This is a genomic window from Verrucosispora sp. WMMD1129, from assembly GCF_029581255.1.
GTDB lineage: Bacteria > Actinomycetota > Actinomycetes > Mycobacteriales > Micromonosporaceae > Micromonospora > Micromonospora sediminimaris.
Map to the genome: position 1 here is coordinate 3,671,864 of NZ_CP120741.1, position 20,006 is coordinate 3,691,869.

The window sequence follows — 20,006 nt, forward strand, 5'->3', positions numbered from 1 at the left end:
CAGAGGGGCTTCAGGGGTGGCGATACCCAATCCCAGGAACTCGCTGGGCGAGTACGCGTGGGTCTGGGACGCCATCTGCTGGGTGAGCGCCGGAGAGGCCTGGCCCAGCGGCGACGAGGACCGGATGCGGGAGTTGGCCGACGCGTGGCAGGCGTTGGCCGACGCGGTGAGCGAAACACTTGGCCAAGCCGATCCGGCGGTCATGAGGATCCTGCAGAGCTGGGGCGGCGGCGCCGGCGAGGCGTTCGGCGGGTTGTGGAACCAGATCGGTGTGGACCCGAACACCGGCCTGCCACTGATTCAGGAGATCTCCGCCGCGTACGCAGCCGGCTGCGACCAGGCCGCTCTGGAAATCGAGTACGCGAAGCTGACCGTGCTGATCGCGGTCATCATCACAGTCATCGCGGTTTTCGTCGCGCTCCTGATGGCCTGGTTGGGCGGGGTGTCCGCCGGCGCCATCCCGGGCATCCTGGCTGGCGGCCGGCAGGCGGTGACGATCGCCTTCCGGCGACTGATCGCTCAGATGGGTCGGCAGCTGTTGACCCGGGCGGGAATGCGAGCCGCGCTGCGGCTGGCGGGCACCCGGCTCGGCCAGATGGCCACCAGCCAGGGCTTCCGGCAGGGCCTCAATCGCCTCGGCCGTGAGTTGGTGGAGGAGATCGGCGAGGAGCTGATCATCGACGTCGGTGCCCAGGCGTACCAGATGCACACCGGCACGCGGCGGCAGTGGGACGGCAACCGGACCCTCACCGCCGGCGTGGGTGGCGCCTACGGCGCGGTACTCGGCACCGGCATGAATTGGGCCGGCCGACGAGTGGCACCCCGCATGCCGTTCTCGTTCAGCCCTTCCCAGCTCTCCTTCCGAGGCAGCGGCGTGGTTCGCTGGGGCAGCACGAGCCTCGCCTCCGGTGCCCAGAACGCCGTCATCTCGCCGGCCGCCAGTGTGCTCGCCAACGGCACGATCAACGGGCAGTGGGCGATGCCGGGCGCGGACGCGTTCCTGGGCGGCTTCGCCAGCGGTGCCGGCCGCACCGGAGCGACCCTCGCCGGTGGTGCCACCGGCAACCTGATGGCGCGGGGCACGAACGCGATCCTCGGCGGGATGGGGCTCGACGTCGCGCCGAATGCCGGCCCCGTCGGCGGGACCGGTCCCGGCGTCGGCGTCGGAGACGCAAGCGGCGTCGGTGGCCTGGGTGACCTCGGTGGAGGTGCCAACGGCGCCGGTGCCGGCTCGACCGGCAGTGGCTCCACGTCGGGTGCCGGCGCGACCGGTGGCGGCACAGGCTCGGCGTCGGACGGCGGTTCGGCCGCCTCCGGGGGTAATGCCGGGACGAGTGTCGGCGGCTCCGGCTCGGACGGTGCCGGCACCTCCAACGGTGCGGGCGGTACCTCCGGTGCCGGGACGAGCGACACGGGCGGCGGCACGAGCCAGAACGGCACCGGCACGGTCCCCGACAGCGGAGCGGGCTCGATCAGCCTCGCGCCTCCGTCCGCGGACGGTTCGGTGACGCCGACGAACGATGGTTCCGATGCACCCGCAGCGGATGCCGGGGTGCCGACCGGGGACACGGCGACGGTCGCCGACCCGTCGCGGGTCGACGGCTCCACCGGGACCCCGGTGGGAGTGCCCGGCGACGTGGCGGCCACGACGCCGGACGGCACCCCGGCCGTCAGCGACGGCATCGGGGATGGCGGCACTGCCACCAACGACCAGAGAGGCGGGTCGGACGGCCGGAGTGCGCCGGTCACCGAATCACCTGGCACTGACCGGACCAGCACGAACACCGACACCAGCGTCAGCGACCGGACGACGAGCGAGGCGACGGTTCGGGCCGACGGTGGGCTGGTCACGGGCGCACCGTCGGACGTGACCGCCGCGCCGCCCGCCGACAGCTCGACCGGGACCGGTGCAACGGTGACCGACAGCCCGGTGCCTGCCGTCACCGACGCCGGGCCGGTCGACACCGCTGGCCCGTCCGTCTCCCCGGATGCGCCACCCACCGTCCTACCGGGTACGACAGCCCCGGTGACGGCGCCACCAACCGCCCCGGCGGTAGGGACGCCTCCCGGCACGGCCGCGCCCACGGGACCGACCACCGCGACGAACCCGACGCCCACCACCGGCACACCCGCCACGACCGGCCCGCAGGTGGCGAACACCCCAAGCGCCTCGACGCCGACCACAAGCAGTACACCGACCACGGGCACGAACACCCAGCAGCCCTCCGGCAACACCACGCAACCGACACCCGGCCGGGGTACGCCGGTCGGGCCGGCGGTCAATCCGACAGCGGCGAACACGGCAGGCTCGATCTCCCTCGCGCCCGCTGCGGGCCCGACCACGACGAACCCGGCCCAGCCCGCCGGACCCACCCAGCAGGCCGGACCCACCCAACAGCCGGCTACGCCCGCCCAACAGGCCACCCCGGCCCAACCGGCGCAGTCCATGCCTCGGCCGGACGCGACACCTGCGCCAGCAGACCCGCTCACCCCGACGGTGCCGGCACAGACCGCGGGCATCGAGCCGACGACGCCCCCTGTCGACGCCACTCCTCCCGCCGGCACGGACACGGTCGCGGACCCGAACCCTGAGCGGACCGACCAGGCGCAGCAGAGCACCGACGGGCCGGTCGTGATCCCGGTGCCGACCAGCAGCGGCACCCTCCAGAGCGGGCCGACAAACCCCGGTCCCGAGACAGCGACCGGCCCGGTCGACCCGCAGACCCTCAAACGGTCGGAGGGGCCGACCGGCCGCGGCACCTACAGCTGGCAACTGGCTCCGACCTCGGTCGACGGTGATCCGAACGGCCCCGAAGCCGAGCGCGCGCTGATCGAGGCGTCACGGACGCTTGCCGAGACTGTCCGACGAGAGGTGAAGGCCGGGACGATATCCAAGGGCAAGCAGCCCGGCATGGCCGGTGCGCTGCTGATGCCCGACGGCAGCATCACCACGCACACCAGCATGACCACCGACCGAGGCACGAAACCGCCCACACAGCCCCGGGTACATCCGCTCGCCCAGGCCGCACTGGACCGCATCGCGGCGACCCTTGTCGACGGTGTGGGTGGCGGGCACGGAAAGTGTGCCGAGGTCGCCCTGGTTTCCGACCAGCTCTATCTACTGGAACAGCAATGGCGGAACGCCGGAGAGCCCGGCACCTTCGGGCAGTACGCCCAGGATGCTCTGCAAGGCGCAAAGATCGTTACTCACCAGGTCAAACAGGCTAGATCGGACAGCGTCACCTACGATCTCGGCCATTATCGACCGCCGTGCCGATCTTGCGCACATTTCCTGCCGCAGTTCAACGTCGAGCCCATAACGGACCCGGATCGGGACGTTAGTGCTTACCAACCTCCTGTACCGGGTGGGGTTGGCGTCGGCCCACCGCTCAGCGACAGCCGCCCCTACGGGCAGCCCGAGGGCCTGGTTCCGCCTGACCCGATCGACCAGCAGGCTCTGGAAGATGCCATTCCAGCCGATCAGGCGACAGGGCGGCCTTTGGTACATCCGGATCCGCGTGGCCAATGGACCGGGTTGATCAATGACGGTGGGCCAGCCGTGCCTGGCCGGGACACCAACTGCGCCGACGTCGGACTTTCGGTGCTGTCTACCTGGTTCGGTAGGCCAGAGGTGGCCGCAGCAACTGCGCCGTCGACGACGGTTGAGACCGGCAGCACCGGGCGGCAAGAGCGAGCACTCGGAGCATCATTCGCCCACCAGGGTGTCGGAACATCTGGGCTGGACGCGATCGCCGAGGCCCTCCGCGCGGCAGGTCCGGGGTCTGCGGCGTTGATCGTCACCAGCTGGGCTGACGGATCTGGCGCACACACCTGGAATGCTGTCAATCACAACGGCACCATCATCTGGCTTGACGGTCAGAATCAGATGATCTCCGACAGCGGTCCACTGCACGCCGGCCGAGTGGACGGCGTCTGGTCGATCGTGCTGGATGCCGAGGGCGATCCGATCAGTAACGCTGTGCCCGAAGCCAGCACGCCGGCGCCGGTCCCGCCGGCCTCAACCGCCGACGTGCCGACGGGAGGTCGGGACCAGAATGACTCCCCGACCGGCCGGCCGGGCACAGTCGCCGACCCGAACAACCCGGACCGTACGCCGGGCGGCGACCTGAACAGTTCCGACGGGACGATCGACCCGAACAGCCCGGAAGGACCGCCGCCCGACGCGGACATCGCCGGGACACCGGCCGACCCGCGTGACTCGGGCATGACACCGGGCGATCCGAATCCTGAGGGCGATCCCGACCCGGGCCCCGAGGGCGCGCCGGATCCGGACGTGGAGGGGAATCCCGCTCCGGCCGTCTGGCCGGACATGCAGGGCTGGCCTATGCCGGACACGCGCCAGTTCGGGCCGGACCAGTTGGCGCCACTTGAGGATCCGCAGTACCAGGACGATGTCGAGGACAGCCTGCGAACCCCGGAGGGGTACGAGGTCTACGCCGACCCCTCGACCCACCCGTACGGTCAGTTGATCAACGATGGCGGGCCGGACCAGCCTGGCCGGGCCAACAACTGTGTCGACACGATCCTCGCGGCGCTGGCCAGCTTCTACGGGGATCCCCAGGTCTCGCATCCGCGTTGGCCGGACCGGCTCGACGACGGGACGGTCGACACCACGCTCGGTGAGTTGAACGGCTTCGGCCGGATCGAGAGTTGGATCGGCGGCGAGTGGACCGGCGACAACGACGCCCTACCGGGTACGCCCGCCGAGCGTTCGGCCGCACTCGCCGAACAGTATGAGCAGCTGTACCAGCGGGTTCTCGACGCGGGCCCGGGCGCGGCAGCGGTCATCGCCGTCGACTGGATCCAGTTCGACGAGAACACCGGGGATCCGCTGCTCGACGCCGAGGGCAACACGCAGCCCGCCGGTGAGCACGTCTTCCTGCTTGTCTTTCCGGAAGGCGCGGACGGGCCGGTGTGGTGGGATCCGCAGTTCGGCAGCACCACCACCGATCCGCTGCCCGGCGACTATGTTGGACTGACGCACAACCTGTGGTCGATGGAGGTGCAGCCCGCCCATGCCGATGAGCAGGGAGGAAGCCCGGCAACTGATGACCAGGCTGCTGGGGACGGACAACCCGGTGGCGGTGTTCCCGTTCGAGTTCGGCTGGGCAGCCCAGGAGACGCTCTCCCCGCAGCAGCGGACGCAGGGCCGGCAACTGGGTCAGGGGGTCTTCATCATCGACCAGACGGGAGTAGTGACGGTGCATCCCAGCCTGCCACCACCGTTGATCATGAGGCGGTACGCGGCGGCCCGCCGGGAGGGCCGGATCACCGGCCGGCAGGTCTGGCCGGCCCCGGATCCGACGGACTGAACGACTCTGACGCCGCACCTGACAGTCCTTACCTGGACGGGCTGCCGGACACTGACCAGGCCGCTCTGCTCGACGCGCTGACCGAGGCCCAGATTGAGGCCGACCAGATCCTGGCCGACCTGCACAGCGTCAACGCCGAGGTGAACGCGCAGCTCGGGCTGACCGGTGCGGACGCGCTCAGCACGCTCGGCGAGCAGCACCGCGTCAAGGGCGCCGAGTCCTTGGCTCGCAAGTTCCGCACCGAGCTGGAGCCTCTCGGGTACGACATCGGTTCGGCGCTGGACACCGTCAACGACGTGGTGCGGTTCTCGGTGCGGGGACCGGAGTCCGAGGCGTACGGGCCGGCGGTGGACGCGCTCCTCACATCGTTGGAGGCCCAGGGCTACCAGGTCACCGACCTGAAGAACTTCTGGCACCCCGGAAATCGCTTCTTCGGCCTGAACTGCACGCTCACCGCACCGTCCGGGCGTACCTTCGAGCTGCAGTTCCCGACCGACACCAGCTACAACGTCGGCAAACAGACCCATGACCAGTACGAGGTGATGCGTGACCCGGCGCAGTCGCCAGCCGCCCGCGTACACGCGTTCCTCGACATCCTGGCCGTCAACAAGGCCAACGGCATCGCGGCGAGCATGCCGGGGGGCATGGACAGCGCCCGGTTCGACACGCCGAAGGACACCAGCTTCGCCAAGTGGATGGCGTCGCCCCGGCAGGCGAGTATCCGGGAGTCGTACCTCGACTGGCTCGGGCAGCAGGGCCTGACGTTCGCCGACGTGCTCGCCGCGCGAGGATTGGCCGCGTCCGACCTGCCGGGTCTGGACCCTGACCTGATGGGGGGCGTGCATGGCAGCGCTGACGTTCGGCTACTTCCTCCTCCGGAGACCGGAGGATCCGGACGGCCCGCCGGTGAACCTGATCGTGGAGGCGGACAGCACCGGGCCGACCCAGGCGGTGATCTGGGATCGACCGAAGCGAGCGTGGACGTTCCGGCCGGACGTGGCAGCAGCGATCCTGTGGGCGAATCCGGAACGCCACGAGATCCAGCAGGTCGACCGGGCGACGGCCGAGCGCCAGGTGGCGCACTTCGCGACGGTGCCGTTGCCGACGGAGGACGAGCTGACGGAGATCTGCCGCTCGGGGGGCTGACCGCGGCCGTCCCAGGTGCCCAGAGCGGCCCGGCAGCGTTTGGCGACGTTGGCCCGGGTTCGCCGGATGTGCCGGGTGTTCCGTCGTCGGTGCCGCTCGACACCGATCACGGGTTGGCGCAGACCCGGCGGCTCGGGCCGGGTGAGCTGGCACCGTTGGAGGATCCGGGTTACCAGTGGGACGTCGAGCAGAGCCTTCGTACGCCCGACGGGTACGTCCTGTTCGCGGACCCGTCCACCCACCCGTACGGGCGGTTGGTCAACGACGGTGGCCCGAGCCAGCCGGGGCGCGCCAACAACTGCCTGGACTCCGCGCTCTCGGCGCTGTCCAGCTTCTTCGGAGACCCCCGGGTGTCCTTCCCCCGCTGGCCGGACGTCCGCCCGGACGGTTCGATCGAGACCGTCACCGGCGAGGCGAGCGGGCTCGACCGAGCCGAGGAATGGCTCGGCGTCGACTGGTCCGGCGGATCGGAGGGGCTGCCCACGACCCCCGCCGAGCACGCTGCGGAAGTCGCCGAGCAGTATGCGCAGCTTCATCAGCGTGTCGCGGCGGCCGGTCCGGGCTCGGCGGCCCTCGTCGTGGCCGAATGGGTCAGGACGGATCCCCGCACCGGGGAACTCGTCCTCGACCGAGGCCAGGTCCAGCTTCAGGACTCGCACGCCTTCGTCGTGGTGTTTCCGGAGGGCGCCGACGGACCGGTCTGGTGGGATCCGCAACGAGGGACGACGTGGCCGCAGCCCCCGGCCGCGTACCTGTCGCAGACGTATGCGCTGTGGTCGATGGAGACCATGGCGGAAAGGGTTTCGGATGACGGAGGACGAGGCGCTGACGCTGATCAGACGCCTGCTGGGCACGGCGAACGAGATCGAGCTGCATCCGTTCGAGTTCGGCTGGCTGGCGAAGGAGCAGCTGTCACCACAGGAACGGGCGGAGGGCAGGCAACTGGGCCACGGGAGCTACATCATCGACCGGACGGGAGTGATCACAGTTCAGATGAGTCTGCCGGTACCGCTGCTGATCACGGAGTACACGCAGGCCCGCCAAGAGGGCCGGATGACGGGTCGACAGGTCTGGCCGACGGAGGAACCGACGGCCTGACGCCGCCGGTCGGAACGGCCGGGGACGCCGCGCCGTCAGGTGTGGACGGCCCGCCGCCACCGGGCGACTCCAGGCCCGCAGCCGACCCAGACGGCCCCGACCTGCGGCAGGCGGCAGCCGGTACGACCTTCGGTGGCGCGCTGCTCGACGCCGACCCCGGGCGTACCAGGATCGCCGTCGAGGCGGCCCTGACCACCGGGCCACTGCCGGACGGGGCCAGTGCCGACCCGGCCGCCGCCACGGTCACCCTGGCCACCCTCGACGGCCCCTATCCGGTACGCGTCGAGTTGACCCCGGCCGCAGCGGACGCGTCGGTCGCGCCGGTGGCCGCCATCCGCTACACCAGCGACGGGGCCGTCGTACAGGTCTCGACGAGCGCCCACCCGGATCACGTCCGGCGGGCGGTGGCGGCGGCACTCGCCGAAGTGGACACGCTCGCCCAGCAACGGGCCGAAGGACTGCGGTTCGACGCCACCACCGCACTCGCCGAGGGCGCCCGGCCGGAGGGCGACGGCACCCGCGTGTTGACCGCGCGTGACATCGGCCGGCTGGCTGAGCTGCGGGTGGTGCTCGCCGACAGCTCCACCGCCAACGATCCGGGGACCGCCGGGCAACTCCGCGCCGAGGCGCTGAGCCTGCTCGTCGCCTCCGGCCTCCTCGAACAGGAACCGGCGCACCTCGTGCACGGGCTCGGCAGCAACACGCCGGTCGTGGGGCCGGAGGCGGCCCGCGCCCGCCTCGACCTGATCCACCATCACCTGGGCCCGCTCGCCGCCGAGGTGGAAAGCCTGATCGGGCTCGCGCACAGCGACGGGCAGCAGCTCGTGGCGGACATCCGGGCGGCCCAGTCGGCTGTCCGCGCCGAGGCGCGTGCCTGGGCGCAACAGGCCACCGAGCTGCGTGATCAGGCCGACCTCGCACTTACCGCCAGGGTGGACGCCACCCTGGGGGTGGCGCCTGACCATGTCTTCGACCGGCTCGTGATCGGTGGTGGCTGGGCCGCGACCGCCGATTTCGTCACCATGGGGGCCGCTGCGGACGCTGGCCACGGCCTGCCGCCGGTGCTCTGCATCTCGCAGGGACACGACCCGTGGGCGGAACGCCAGGCGCTGCTGATGGGACAGATCCCGTCGGAGCTGGAGCTGCCTGGCCTGCCGTTCCAGCCGGGCGACCTGGCCGAGGAGGGCACCCAGTTCACCCCCTCCGACGTTTTCGCCGACGCGGTGGGCGCGGCGCGGGCGCTCTCCGGCATGCCGACCTACCAGGGCACCGCCACCTCGATCACACCCCGACCGGCCGACGCCACGGGCTGGCCCGACGGCGCCAACTTCCGGGTGACAGTCAACGGCCGGGACGTTTACACCACCTCCGTCGACATCGCCAGCGGGCCGGGACCGTCCCGGGTGCCGAGCGTGCCGGCCGACGCCACCGGCAGCTACGTCGACCCGACTACCGGCTACCGGGTCGACCGCTCCGGCAGCACTCCGCTGTTCCGGGACCCGGACGGCAACCCGATCGGACCGGAGAGCGTGCCGCCGCCCGTACGAGCCGTTCTCGGTGGCCCCGGCGACAGCCGGTCGGATCTGCCGCTGCTCGCGGATCTGACCGGGCGACCCACCGATCCACTGGTGGTCGACCCGACGTCCGGCTACGCCGTGGACGTCACCACCGGTCAGGTTCTCGACCCCGACGGTGCGCCGGTGGATGCCGGTACCGTGCCGGCCGAGGTCGGGGCCCGGCTGGGCTTCGCTCCGGACGGATCGTTCAGTGATCCCCGGCCGTCCGCGCCGCCTGTCGACTTCGGTGGACAGAACCTCGCCGACGCGTACCGCCCCGGTGACCGGGTGCTCGTCTTCGGCGCGGGTGCCTCCGGCGCGTGGGACATCGAGCAGGCAGTGGCGTCGCCCGCCGCGAGCGTCGACTGGTCGGCCCGCGCCATGGACCCGCCGCCCGACCAGCTCACCGGTGACCCGGATCAGGACGCCGAGGCACGCCTGCGGCACAGCTTCGGCGGTGGCTACAACCGGCGGAACACGCTGCCCGACGTCGGTGCCTACGCCGAGACGGTGCAGAGCCAGGTCGACCGATCGCTGCGGGAGATCGTCAGCCTCCGGCACACCGTCGACGGTGGCTTCCTGGTGGAGTTCACCGACGGCAGCCGGCAGACGTACGACCGGGTGGTGCTCTCGATCGGCCAGGCGGCCGAGTTCCCGGGAGGCGTCGCCGGCCTGCTTCCCGACCTCGACCTCGCCCCTATCGAAGGGCCGGCGACCGATCCGGTAGGCGGCGCCGACGTGCTGGGACTTCACGACGGCAGTGGTCAGCTACGCGTTCTGGGCGCGGCAAGTGTGGCTGGCCCGGTGCTCGGCAGGGTCGACGAGACGGTGGGGGAGGCGATCCGTCGTCAGGCCGGGGCGCTGCCGGCCGACTCTCGGGGAATCGCGCCCAGCATCCGGTTCCACGCTCAACGGATCGCCGAGGCCAACCGGCCGGCGCCGCCGGCCGCACCAGGTGACGGTCCGACCACCCCTGGTTCCCCGTCCGAGTCGGACGCCTCAGACCTCCTCCCACCCGACACCGAGCCAGCGCCATCCCCATTGGACGTCCAGCCAGGGCAGGGCTCCGTACCGGGCGATCAGTTCCCGCCCGAGCGGGGGCATCTCGACCGAGATGGGCTTGCCGTCGATGTCCTGCCCGGATCCCTGGGCGGTGACCTCCACGGGGTTGCGTCGCAGGTCGACGTAGCGCAGAGCGGGGAGGTTACGGGTGGCGGCCAGGGCCTCGGCCCCGGCCCGACCGATGCCGCAGCGCGCCAGACCCAACCAGCGGAGCCGACGCAGGTACGGCGAGTCGACGAGGATGGCGAGCCCGTCGTCGCCGATCGGGTTGCCCCGCAGGTCGAGGGCGACCAGGCGGTCGAGGTGGGCGACCTGGGCGACGTCCGACATGAGGCCGGTGGCCTCGACCAGGACCAGATGGCGGACGGGATGGTGGGCCCAGACCTGCTCGCTGTGGTCGATGAAGGCACGGGCGGTCATGGTGACCGATTCGATCAGGCCGTTGCGGATCCGCCAGTCGACGAGCAGGTGCGCGACGCCGGCGGCGAGCCGCTGGCGGAGTCGCCGGTGCAGGAGCATCACCTCCCGGGTGTTGCGGATTCCGTCGAGGTCGAGGCGGATCAGCGCGGCGTGCTCGGGGTCGGTGGTGCCGACGGCGTCGGCGTAGCGTCGCCGCAGGTCGAGGTCGTCGGGATGGGCGAGGATGGCGGCGTAGAGGTCGGCGGGCGTGGCCATGACGGCAGCGTATCGACGGATGGCGCGCTCACCACCACCCCGGCCCCGTCATTGCCGGAGAGCCGCCGGTTCGGGCCTGGTGAGCTGGCGCCGCTGGAGGATCCACGCTTCCAGGACGATCTCGCGGCGAGCCTTGAGACCCCGCAGGGGTACGCGATCTTCGCGGACCCGTCGACCCATCCGTACGGGCGACTGGTGAACGACGGCGGACCGGAGCAGCCTGGCCGCGCCAACAACTGCATCGACTCGTCGCTGGCAGCACTGGCCAGCTTCCACGGCGACCCGCAGGTGTCCGTACCGCGATGGGCGGACCGGTTCGACGACGGCTCGATCGACCGCGTCACCGGCGAGCGGGGCGGACCGGAGCGCGCCGAAGCGTGGATCGGCGGGGAATGGATCGGCGGTCCCGGCAGCCTGCCGATGGACCCGTCCGCCCGTGCGGACGCGGTCGCCGCCCAGTACGCGGACCTTTACCGGCAGGTGGCGAATGCCGGCCCGGGAGCGTCGGCGCTGGTGGTGGCGGACTGGCTGCTCCTCGATGCGGCCGGAAACGTCGTGCTCGACGATGCTGGCCGGCCCGAGGTCGACAGCTCGCACGCCTTCGTGATCGTCTTTCCGGCGGGTGCCGACGCGCCGGTGTGGTGGGATCCGCAGACCGGGACGACGTCGGTGGAGATGCCGGCCGCCGATGTGCGGGAAACCCACGCCCTCTGGGCGATGATGGTGCCTGACGGAGAGGGGCGAGTTGACCGAGGACGAGGCGCTGACGCTGATCAGCCGACTGCTGCGAACCGGGAATCCGATCGTGCTTCGGGAGTTCGAGTTCGGCTGGCTGGCCCGGGAGAGACTCTCGGAGCAGGAGCGGACCTCGGGGATGCACGTGGGCCAGGGCAGCTACATCATCGACCGGTCGGGAGTGATCACAGTGCATTCCAGCCTGCCGCCGCGTCGGGTGATGGAGGAGTACGCGCAGGCGCGACGCGAGGGCAGGATCAAGGGCCGGCAGGTGTGGCCCGAGGCGGACCCGACCGCCTGACGCAACCGGACGGGGCGGCTGGGGACGTCGGGCCCACAGGCCCGGGTGACCCTCCGGGACCGGGCGCTGCCGGCCCCGCGACCGCTGCTGACGGGCCCGATCTGCGGCGGGCTGCCGCCGGTACCACCTTCGGCGGCGCGCTGCTCGTCGCCGACGCAGGGCGTACCTCGGCCGCCGTGGAAGCCGCGCTGACGGCAGATCCGTTGCCCAGCGGGGCGAGTGTCGACCTGAGCGCCGGCACCATCACCCTGAATACGGTCGACGGCCCCTACCGGGTACGCATCGAGCTGACCGACCCTCCGGCGAACGCGCCACTCGTGCCCGTCGCCACCATCCAGTACGCCGTCGATGGCGCCGTGGTGCAGGTGTCGACCGGCGCACACCCGGATCATGTCCGCCGCGCGGTGGTCGCAACTCTCGCCGAAGTGGACACCGTCGCGCAGGATCGGGCCGCCGGGCTGCGGCTCGACGCGACCACGGCCCTCGCCGAAGGGGCCCGGCCGGAGGCCGGCGGCGTCCGGATCGTCACCGCTCGGGACGTCGGTCACCTCGCCGAGCTGCGGGTCGTGCTGAGTGACAGCTTCGCCACGACCGATCCGGCCCGGGCCAGCCAACTGCGGGCCGAGGCGTTGAGCCTGCTCGTCTCCTCCGGCCTGCTGGAGCAGGAGCCCCTCCATCCGGTGCACGGACACGGTGACAATGTGCCGGTGGCCGGGCCGAAGGCGGCCCAGGCCCGCCTCGATCTGATCCGGAACCAGCTTGGTGACCTCGCCCCGCAGGTCGAGAGCCTGATCGGGCTGGCGCAGAGCGACGGGCAACAGCTCGTCGCAGAGCTGCGCGCCGCTCAGTCGGCCATTCGCGCCGAAGCCCGGGCCTGGGCCCAGCAGGCCACCGCCCTGCGTAACGAGGCCGATCTCGCGCTGACTGCCCGAGTGGACTCCGCGCTGGAGGCAGCACCGGACCACGTCTTCGGCCGGCTCGTGATCGGTGGAGGCTGGGCCGCCACCGCCGACTTCGTCACCCTGGGAGCCCCGGCCGACACCGGGACCGGCCTGCCGCCGGTGCTCTGCGTCTCGCAGGGACACGACCCGTGGGCGGAACGGCAGACGCTGCTCATGGGGCAGGTCCCCACGGAGCTGGAACTTCCCGGGCTGCCGTTCCAACCGTCCGAACTGGCCGAGGCGGGCACCCAGTTCACTCCGTCCGACGTGTTCGCCGACACCGTGGGCGCGGCCCGGGCGCTCAGCGGCATGCCCACCTACCAGGGCTTGGCCACCTCGGTCACGCCTCGTCCTGCCGATGGCGCCGGGTGGCCCGATGGCGCGAACTTCCGGGTGACCGTCAACGGACGCGAGTTCTTCACCGCATCGCTGGACATCGCGGCAGGTCCCGGCCCGGCCCGGGTGCCGAGCGCGCCGGCCACCACCGATGGTCAGTACGTCGACCCGACCACCGGTTACCACGTGGACCGGTCCGGAGCGGCTCCGGTGTTCCGCGACGCCACCGGCGCGGTCGTCGACCCGGATGGCCTTCCGCCGGCCGTGCGAACCGTCCTCGGCGGCCCAGGTGCCGCGGAACTGCCGCTGCTCACCGACCTCACCGGGAATCCGACGGATCCGCTGGTGGTCGACCCGTCCTCCGGCCACGCGGTCAACATCCTGACCGGGCAGGTTCAAGACCAGGCGGGTAACCCGGTGGACCCCCGGGCATTGCCCGAGGAGGTCTCGGCCCGGCTCGGCCATGCCCCGGACGGCTCGTTCACCGATCCTCGCCCGGCCGCGCCACCTGTCGACTTCGGCGGGCAGAACCTGGCCGACACCTACCAGCCGGGCGACCGGGTGCTGGTCTACGGCGCGGGTCCGTCCGGCGCGTGGGACATCGAGCAGGCCGCGGCCTCCGCGGCGGGGCGCATCGACTGGTCGGCTCAGGCCAGGCCACTACCGGCGCACCGGGTGACCGGTGATCCCGAAGTCGATGCCCGGGCGCAACTGGAGTTCAGCTTCAGCGGCGGGGACAACCGGCGGAACAACCTGCCGGGCCTCGGTGCGTACTCGGACGCGGCCCAGGCGCGCGTGTCGGACGTGTCGTTGCGCAGCGTCGTCGGCATCCGACACACCGTGGACGGAGCTTTCGTCGTCGGGTTCAGCGACGGCACCGAGCAGATGTACGACCGGGTGGTGCTGTCCATCGGTCAGGAGCCCCGGCTTCCCGGCGGCGTGCACGCCATGCTGTCCGAGGTGGAGCTGTCGGCGCTTGAGGGGCCGTCCCTCGACGCGGACAAACCGGTTCCCGACCTGCTGGGCCTGCGAGACAACACCGGCCAGCTCAGGGTCCTCGGCGGTGCCGCTGTGGCCGGTGCGCTCCTGGCTGAGACCGGTGCCGCCGTCAGACGGGCTGTGCAACTTCAGGCCAATGCGCTGCCAGACGACTCGCGGGGTATCCCGCCCAGCATCCGTTTCCACGCCCAACGGATCGCAGAGGCCAACCGTGGCGTCCCGCCCGTGCCGTTGCCCGACGGCGGCGGCACCGCACCGCTGGAACCGTCAGACCTCGTCCCAGCGGACGACGCCGAGCAGTCTCCATCCCCACTGCTCGTCGAGCCAGGGCAGGTGCCCGTACCGGGCGATCAACTCCTGCCCGAGCGCGGGCATCTCGACCCAGACGGGCGATCCGTCGATGTGCTGCCCGTAGCCCTGAGCGGTGACCTGAACGAGATTGTCGGACAGGTCGACGTAGCGCAGGGCGGGCAGGTTGCGGGTGGCGGCCAGGGCCTCGGCCCCGGCCGCGCCGATGCCGCAACCCGCCAGCCCCAGCCAGCGCAACCGGCCCAGATGGGGGGAATCGACAAGCGTGGCGAGCCCGTCGTCGCAGATCGGGTTTCCGCTCAGGTCGAGGGCGACCAGCCGGTTGAGGCAGGCGACCTGGGCGACCTCGGTCATGAGCCCGGCGGCCTCGACCAGGACCAGGTGGCGGACGGGATGGTGGGCCCAGACCTCCTCGCCGTGGTCGACGAAGGTGCGGGCGGTCATGGTGACCGACTCGATCAGGCCGTTACGCAACTGCCAGGTGTTGAGCAGGTGGGTGACCGGCTCGGCGAGCCGGGGGCGGATGCGCCGGTGCAGGTACACCGACTCCCGGGTGCCGTAGGACCTGGCCAGGTAGAGACGGATCAGCTCGGCGCGTTCCGGGTCGGTGGCCTCGATGGCGTCGGCGTAACGCCACCGCAGGTCGAGGTCGTCGGGGTCGGCGAGGATGGCGGCGTAGAGGTCGGCGGACGTGGCCATGACGCCAGCGTATCGACGGGTGACTCGATAACTGCCGGTGCCGTTCCGGGCTCCACCTTCCATGGTCTGGGCCGCCCGGTCGCCGACCAGGCAGCGGTGCTGGATCTGGCCCGGTCCGTGCTGCCGCAAGTGGCGCCGTACGCCCAGGTGGACGCGGTGGTCGCGGTCGGGCCGGAGCTGTTCGAGATCCGCTCCGCCGGGCAGCACCCGCTGACCGTACGGCTGACCAGTGGCCCGTTGACCGACGGCCTGGTGGCCCGGTCGCACCGCGACCCCGACGGCGCCTTCACCGTCACCGTGTCCGACCGGGCCGCTGACCAGGTGGTGGCACGGGCGCTCGCGCACGAGGTCGCCGAGCTGGTGGCGCTGCACGAGACCGGTCGGGCGCTGGTCGGCCCGCTGGACCCGGGCAACATCCACGGCCCGATCGATCCGGCCGGACTGACCGCCCACGACCGAGGTCGAATGGCGGAGATCCGGCTGCTCGCCGCCACGTACGCCGCCGACCCGGCCGCCCGACCGGCCGTACGCGCCGAGATCGACGCGCTCGCCGGTCACCTTGGCCTGCGCGTCGGTGATCCGGACGTCCGGTCGCGATGGGCGCTGCTACCTCGGGACGTGCTGGCGCACCTGATGCAACTCAGCGTGCCGTCGATCACGCCTGACGCGGTCTCGACGGTGCTCGCCGGTGCCGCCACCCTCACCGAGGTCGAGCGGATCAGGATGATCGACTACCGGGCCCGGCTGGCACCGGAATTTCAGGTTCCGCAACAGGCGGAGCTGGACGCGAGGCTGCGGGAACTGGCGACCGAGGCCGAACACGCACAGTCCGGCATGCCGCGGATGCCCGCCTTCGCCGGGCAGATCGTCGGTATCCCGCAGGCACAGCTCGACCGGATCCGGGCGGTGGATCCGCAACTCGCCGACCGGCTCGCCAACGAGGGCATCTATGTCGACCTGACCGGGCGCTACGACCTGCGCCCGTACATGGTGCCGAGCGTGCCCGCCGTCGACCTCGGCGCTGCACGGCCGGCGTTCGACCTGACCACCGAGGCCGGGCGGCGCGCCCAACTGCACGAGGATCGGCAGCGGGCCCGAGCGGCACTGCGCAGCCTCCGCAGCGACCAGGCAGCGGCCCTGCTCACCGGGCACGACTTCCACTACCAGGGAACCGCCAGGTGGATGGGGCTGGTACCGGACGTTCTGACCGAGGCACTGCGCAGCATCACCCCGGCGTCGACGGCCACCCCCGCCACCGTGGAGAGCTCCGCGACGCAGGAGACCACCGGAGAGATCCGGGTCGTGGCCGACCGGGTGACCCTGCCACCGGAGTCGGCAGGCCAGCCAGGTCCGGTCTACGGGCCGGCGTTGGACGCCCGCACCGGGCAACCGCCGCCGTTGTTCGACGGAGCGCCGAAGCGGGAAGACGTGCAGCAGGGGGCGCTCGGCGACTGCGGCATGATCGCCGTGATCGGTTCGGTCGCCGGTCAACTGCCGGACGTCGTCGCGCAGATGTTCCACCCGAACCCGGACGGCTCGGTCGACGTGCTGCTGCACGAGACCAGTGGGCCCGACCGCGCGATCACACCTACCGGCCGACAGTTGCGGGTGACCGTCTTCCCGGACGTGCCGTTGCATCCGAACTCGAACGGTCGCAGCGCGTACGCCGACCAGTCCGTGGTCGGGGCGTCCTGGGCGTCGCTGCTGGAGAAGGCGATCGCGGCGATCGACCGGACCTGGACCCAGCAGCGCCACGACCAGTGGCAGCAGCAGTGGACGGCCCGACCGGGCGTGGACGCCACGCAGGCCGCACCGCTCGGCTACGCCCGGCTGGACAACGGCAGCAGCCGGCTGGTGCAGGCGGAGCTGCTCAGTCAGCTCACCGGCCTGCCGACCGGAGTCAGTGAACTGGACCCGACACCGGGACGGGAGGCCGACGCCGAGGCCCGGCTGGCGGCCCTGCTCGCCGCCGGCAGCCCACTGATCACCGGCACCCGGCCGGCCAGCGCCTACGCTGCCCAGCCAGGCGGCAAGCCACCGTACGGACTTGTCGCGGGGCACGCGTACGAGATCGTGTCGGTGTCGAACGGTGAGGTGCAGCTGCGCAACCCGTGGAACTCCCGCCACCCGGCTCCGATGCCACTGCGCGCCTTCCTCGACCTGATGAGCCCCTGGTACGCCCACGTCGAGCCGGCACGCAGCACGGTGGCCGCGTTGCCCGGCTCGGAGTTCCACGGTCAGGGCCGTCCTGCCGCCGACGCCCCGGCGGTGCTGGACCGGGCCCGGACCGTTCTACCCGCCCTGGCGGAGACGATCGGCGCGGACCAGATCGTGGCGGTTGGCAACGACGTCTACGAGCTGCGCGCGCCCGGCCTGGAGCCGCTGCGCGTGCGGGTCACCGCCGCCGCGCTCGCCAGCGGCGTCGTGGCGCAGACCATCCGCAACCTGGACGGCACCTTCACCCTGACGGTCTCCGATCGTGCCTCGGACCTGGCGGTCGACCGCGGGGTGGCGCACGAGGCCGCCGAACTGCTGGCCCGGCACGAGTCCGGCGCCGCCCAGGTCGGGCTCTTCGATCAGGGCGCGGCGGAGGGGCCGATCGATCCCGCCGGCCTTTCGGTCCGGGACCGGGGCCGGCTTGCCGAGCTGCGGCTGATGGCCGCCTGGTACGCGCAGGCAGATCCCACATCCCGGCTGGCACTGCGAGCCGAGATCGACACCCTGGTCGACCGGCTGGGCCTCCGCTGGGGTACGCCCGACGCAGCGGCCCGGCTCGCGGTCCTCCCCGCCGAGGTGTGGACCCAGGTGATGCAGCTGAGCCTGCCGGTGATCACGCCGGAGGCGGTGGCCGGTGCCCTGGCCGTCAACCCCAACCAGACGATGGTCGAGCGGTTCCGCGCGATCGATTACCGCAGCCGGCTCGCTCCCGACTTCCAACCGCCACCCGCCGCCGACCTGGCCGCGAAGCTGCGCGAGTTGGCCGTACACGGAGAGCAGAGCCAATCCTCGCTGCCCCGGATGCCCGCCCTCGCCGGGCAGCTCATCGGTCTGCCGCCGAACCTGCTTGACCAGGTCCGCCGAGTCGACCCACGCCTCGCCGACCGGCTCGCCACCGAGGGCATTTACGTCGATCTGACCGGCCGCTTCGACCTGCGTCCGTACACCCTCGAAGGCGCCCCCGAGTTCAACCTGGAGAGGTCGGCGCCGGCGTACGACCTGAACACCCCGGCCGGCCGAAACGCGCTGCTGGACGAGGACCGGACGCGGGCGTACGCCGCCTTCCACGTGGAGTACGGGTCGAATCCCGCCGCGGTGGCGGTGCTCACCACGCACAGCTTCCACTACCAGTCCGACGCCCGGCGGATGGGGCTGGTGCCGACGGCGTTGACCGAGGCGCTGCAGGCGATGATGCCGCCCGAGCCGTCTGTCGAGACCGAGGTCATCCCGAGCGTGACCGCCAGCGAGGTCGCTGTGGTCGCCGATCGGGTGACCCTGCCCGACCCGAAGCCCAAGTACCCGATCGAGTACGGGCGCCCCCTGCTCCCGGCAACTGGCCAGCCAGCGCCGCTCTTCGACGGCCAGCCCCGACGGACGCAGGTGCAGCAGGGTTTGCTTGGCGACTGCGGGATGCTGGCCACGATGGCGGCCCTCGCCGGGCATCGGCCGGAGGGCATTCCTCAGCTGTTTCAACCGAAACCGGACGGCACGGTGGACGTTCTGCTACACGAGAGCGTGTTGCGCGGAGACGAGTCCAAGGCGACCGGGCGACGCATCCGGATCAACGTGCGCCCTGACGTACCGTTGCACGCCGGGAGTTCCTGGGCCGCGTACGCCGACCAGTCAGAAGTCGGCGTCGGGTGGGCGGCAGTGTTGGAAAAGGCGCTCGCGGCGGTCGACCGAACTTGGACCGCTGAGCGGCACGAGCAGTGGCAGCGCGAGTGGCGCGGGTGGGAGAGCAAGGACGACCCACACCGTGCCGCGCCGATGGGCTACGCGCGCCTCAACGTCGGCAGCACTACCCTGATGCAGGCCGAGCTGCTCACTCAGCTCACCGGCCTGCCGGCCCGGCAGACGCTCCTCGATACCACGCCGGGCCGAGAGCTGGCGGTCGAGCGTCAGCTGGCGGCCCTGCTCGCCGCCGGCAGCCCGATCACCATCGCGACGTGGCCGATGGATAGGTATTCCGGGCTTAGCACCTTGCCGTATGGGCTAAAAAAGGAGCACGTCTACGAGATTGTCGCAGTGCAGGACGGCCAGGTGCAGCTACGTAATCCCTGGAACCGAGAGCACCCGCCGCCGATGCCGGTTCGTGCGTTCCTTGACCTGCTACAGCCCTGGTGTGCGCACCTGGAGCAGTCACCGGTTGCCGCTCCGTCGTCGCCTCCGACGGGTGGTGGCACCGTAGCGAACGTCCCGCCACCCGTGCCGTCGCCGCGATCGTCCGTCGAGCAGCTCGTCGACCGTCCGCTGGTCGTTCCGAGCCCGGTCTCTCCGCTGACCGATCAGCCCGGCCCCCCGGTTAAGCCCGCGTCGCCACCGCGCACCCTCGGTCGCACCGTCCTCGATGACGACCGGTACGTGATCGGTTACTTCGCGTTGCTCGCTTCGGGCGGTAGCGTGGCCGGCCTGATGGTGTCCGAGGTCGGCGGCCCGGGACGCTCGTTGCACTGGGCGGCCGGTGGCGTGGTGCCGGCGCAGGCGACTCCGGCACCGGTGGATCGTGCGGAGGCCGAACGGATCGCCCGCGACCTGCTCGGTCTCGTGCTTCCCACTGAGCCGGAGCTTTACGACATGCTTGACACCTGATCGTGCCTCA

The 20,006-nt window shown here is 71.6% G+C and carries 1 protein-coding gene; it reads left to right on the forward strand.

Translation table 11 applies throughout. The annotated features are described in order from the left end of the window. The first annotated feature begins 16 nt into the window (after positions 1-16). Positions 17-19,996, forward strand: a complete 19,980-nt coding sequence (locus tag O7624_RS17145; RefSeq protein ID WP_282236512.1) for a toxin glutamine deamidase domain-containing protein — start codon at positions 17-19, stop codon at positions 19,994-19,996. Positions 19,997-20,006 lie beyond the last annotated feature (10 nt).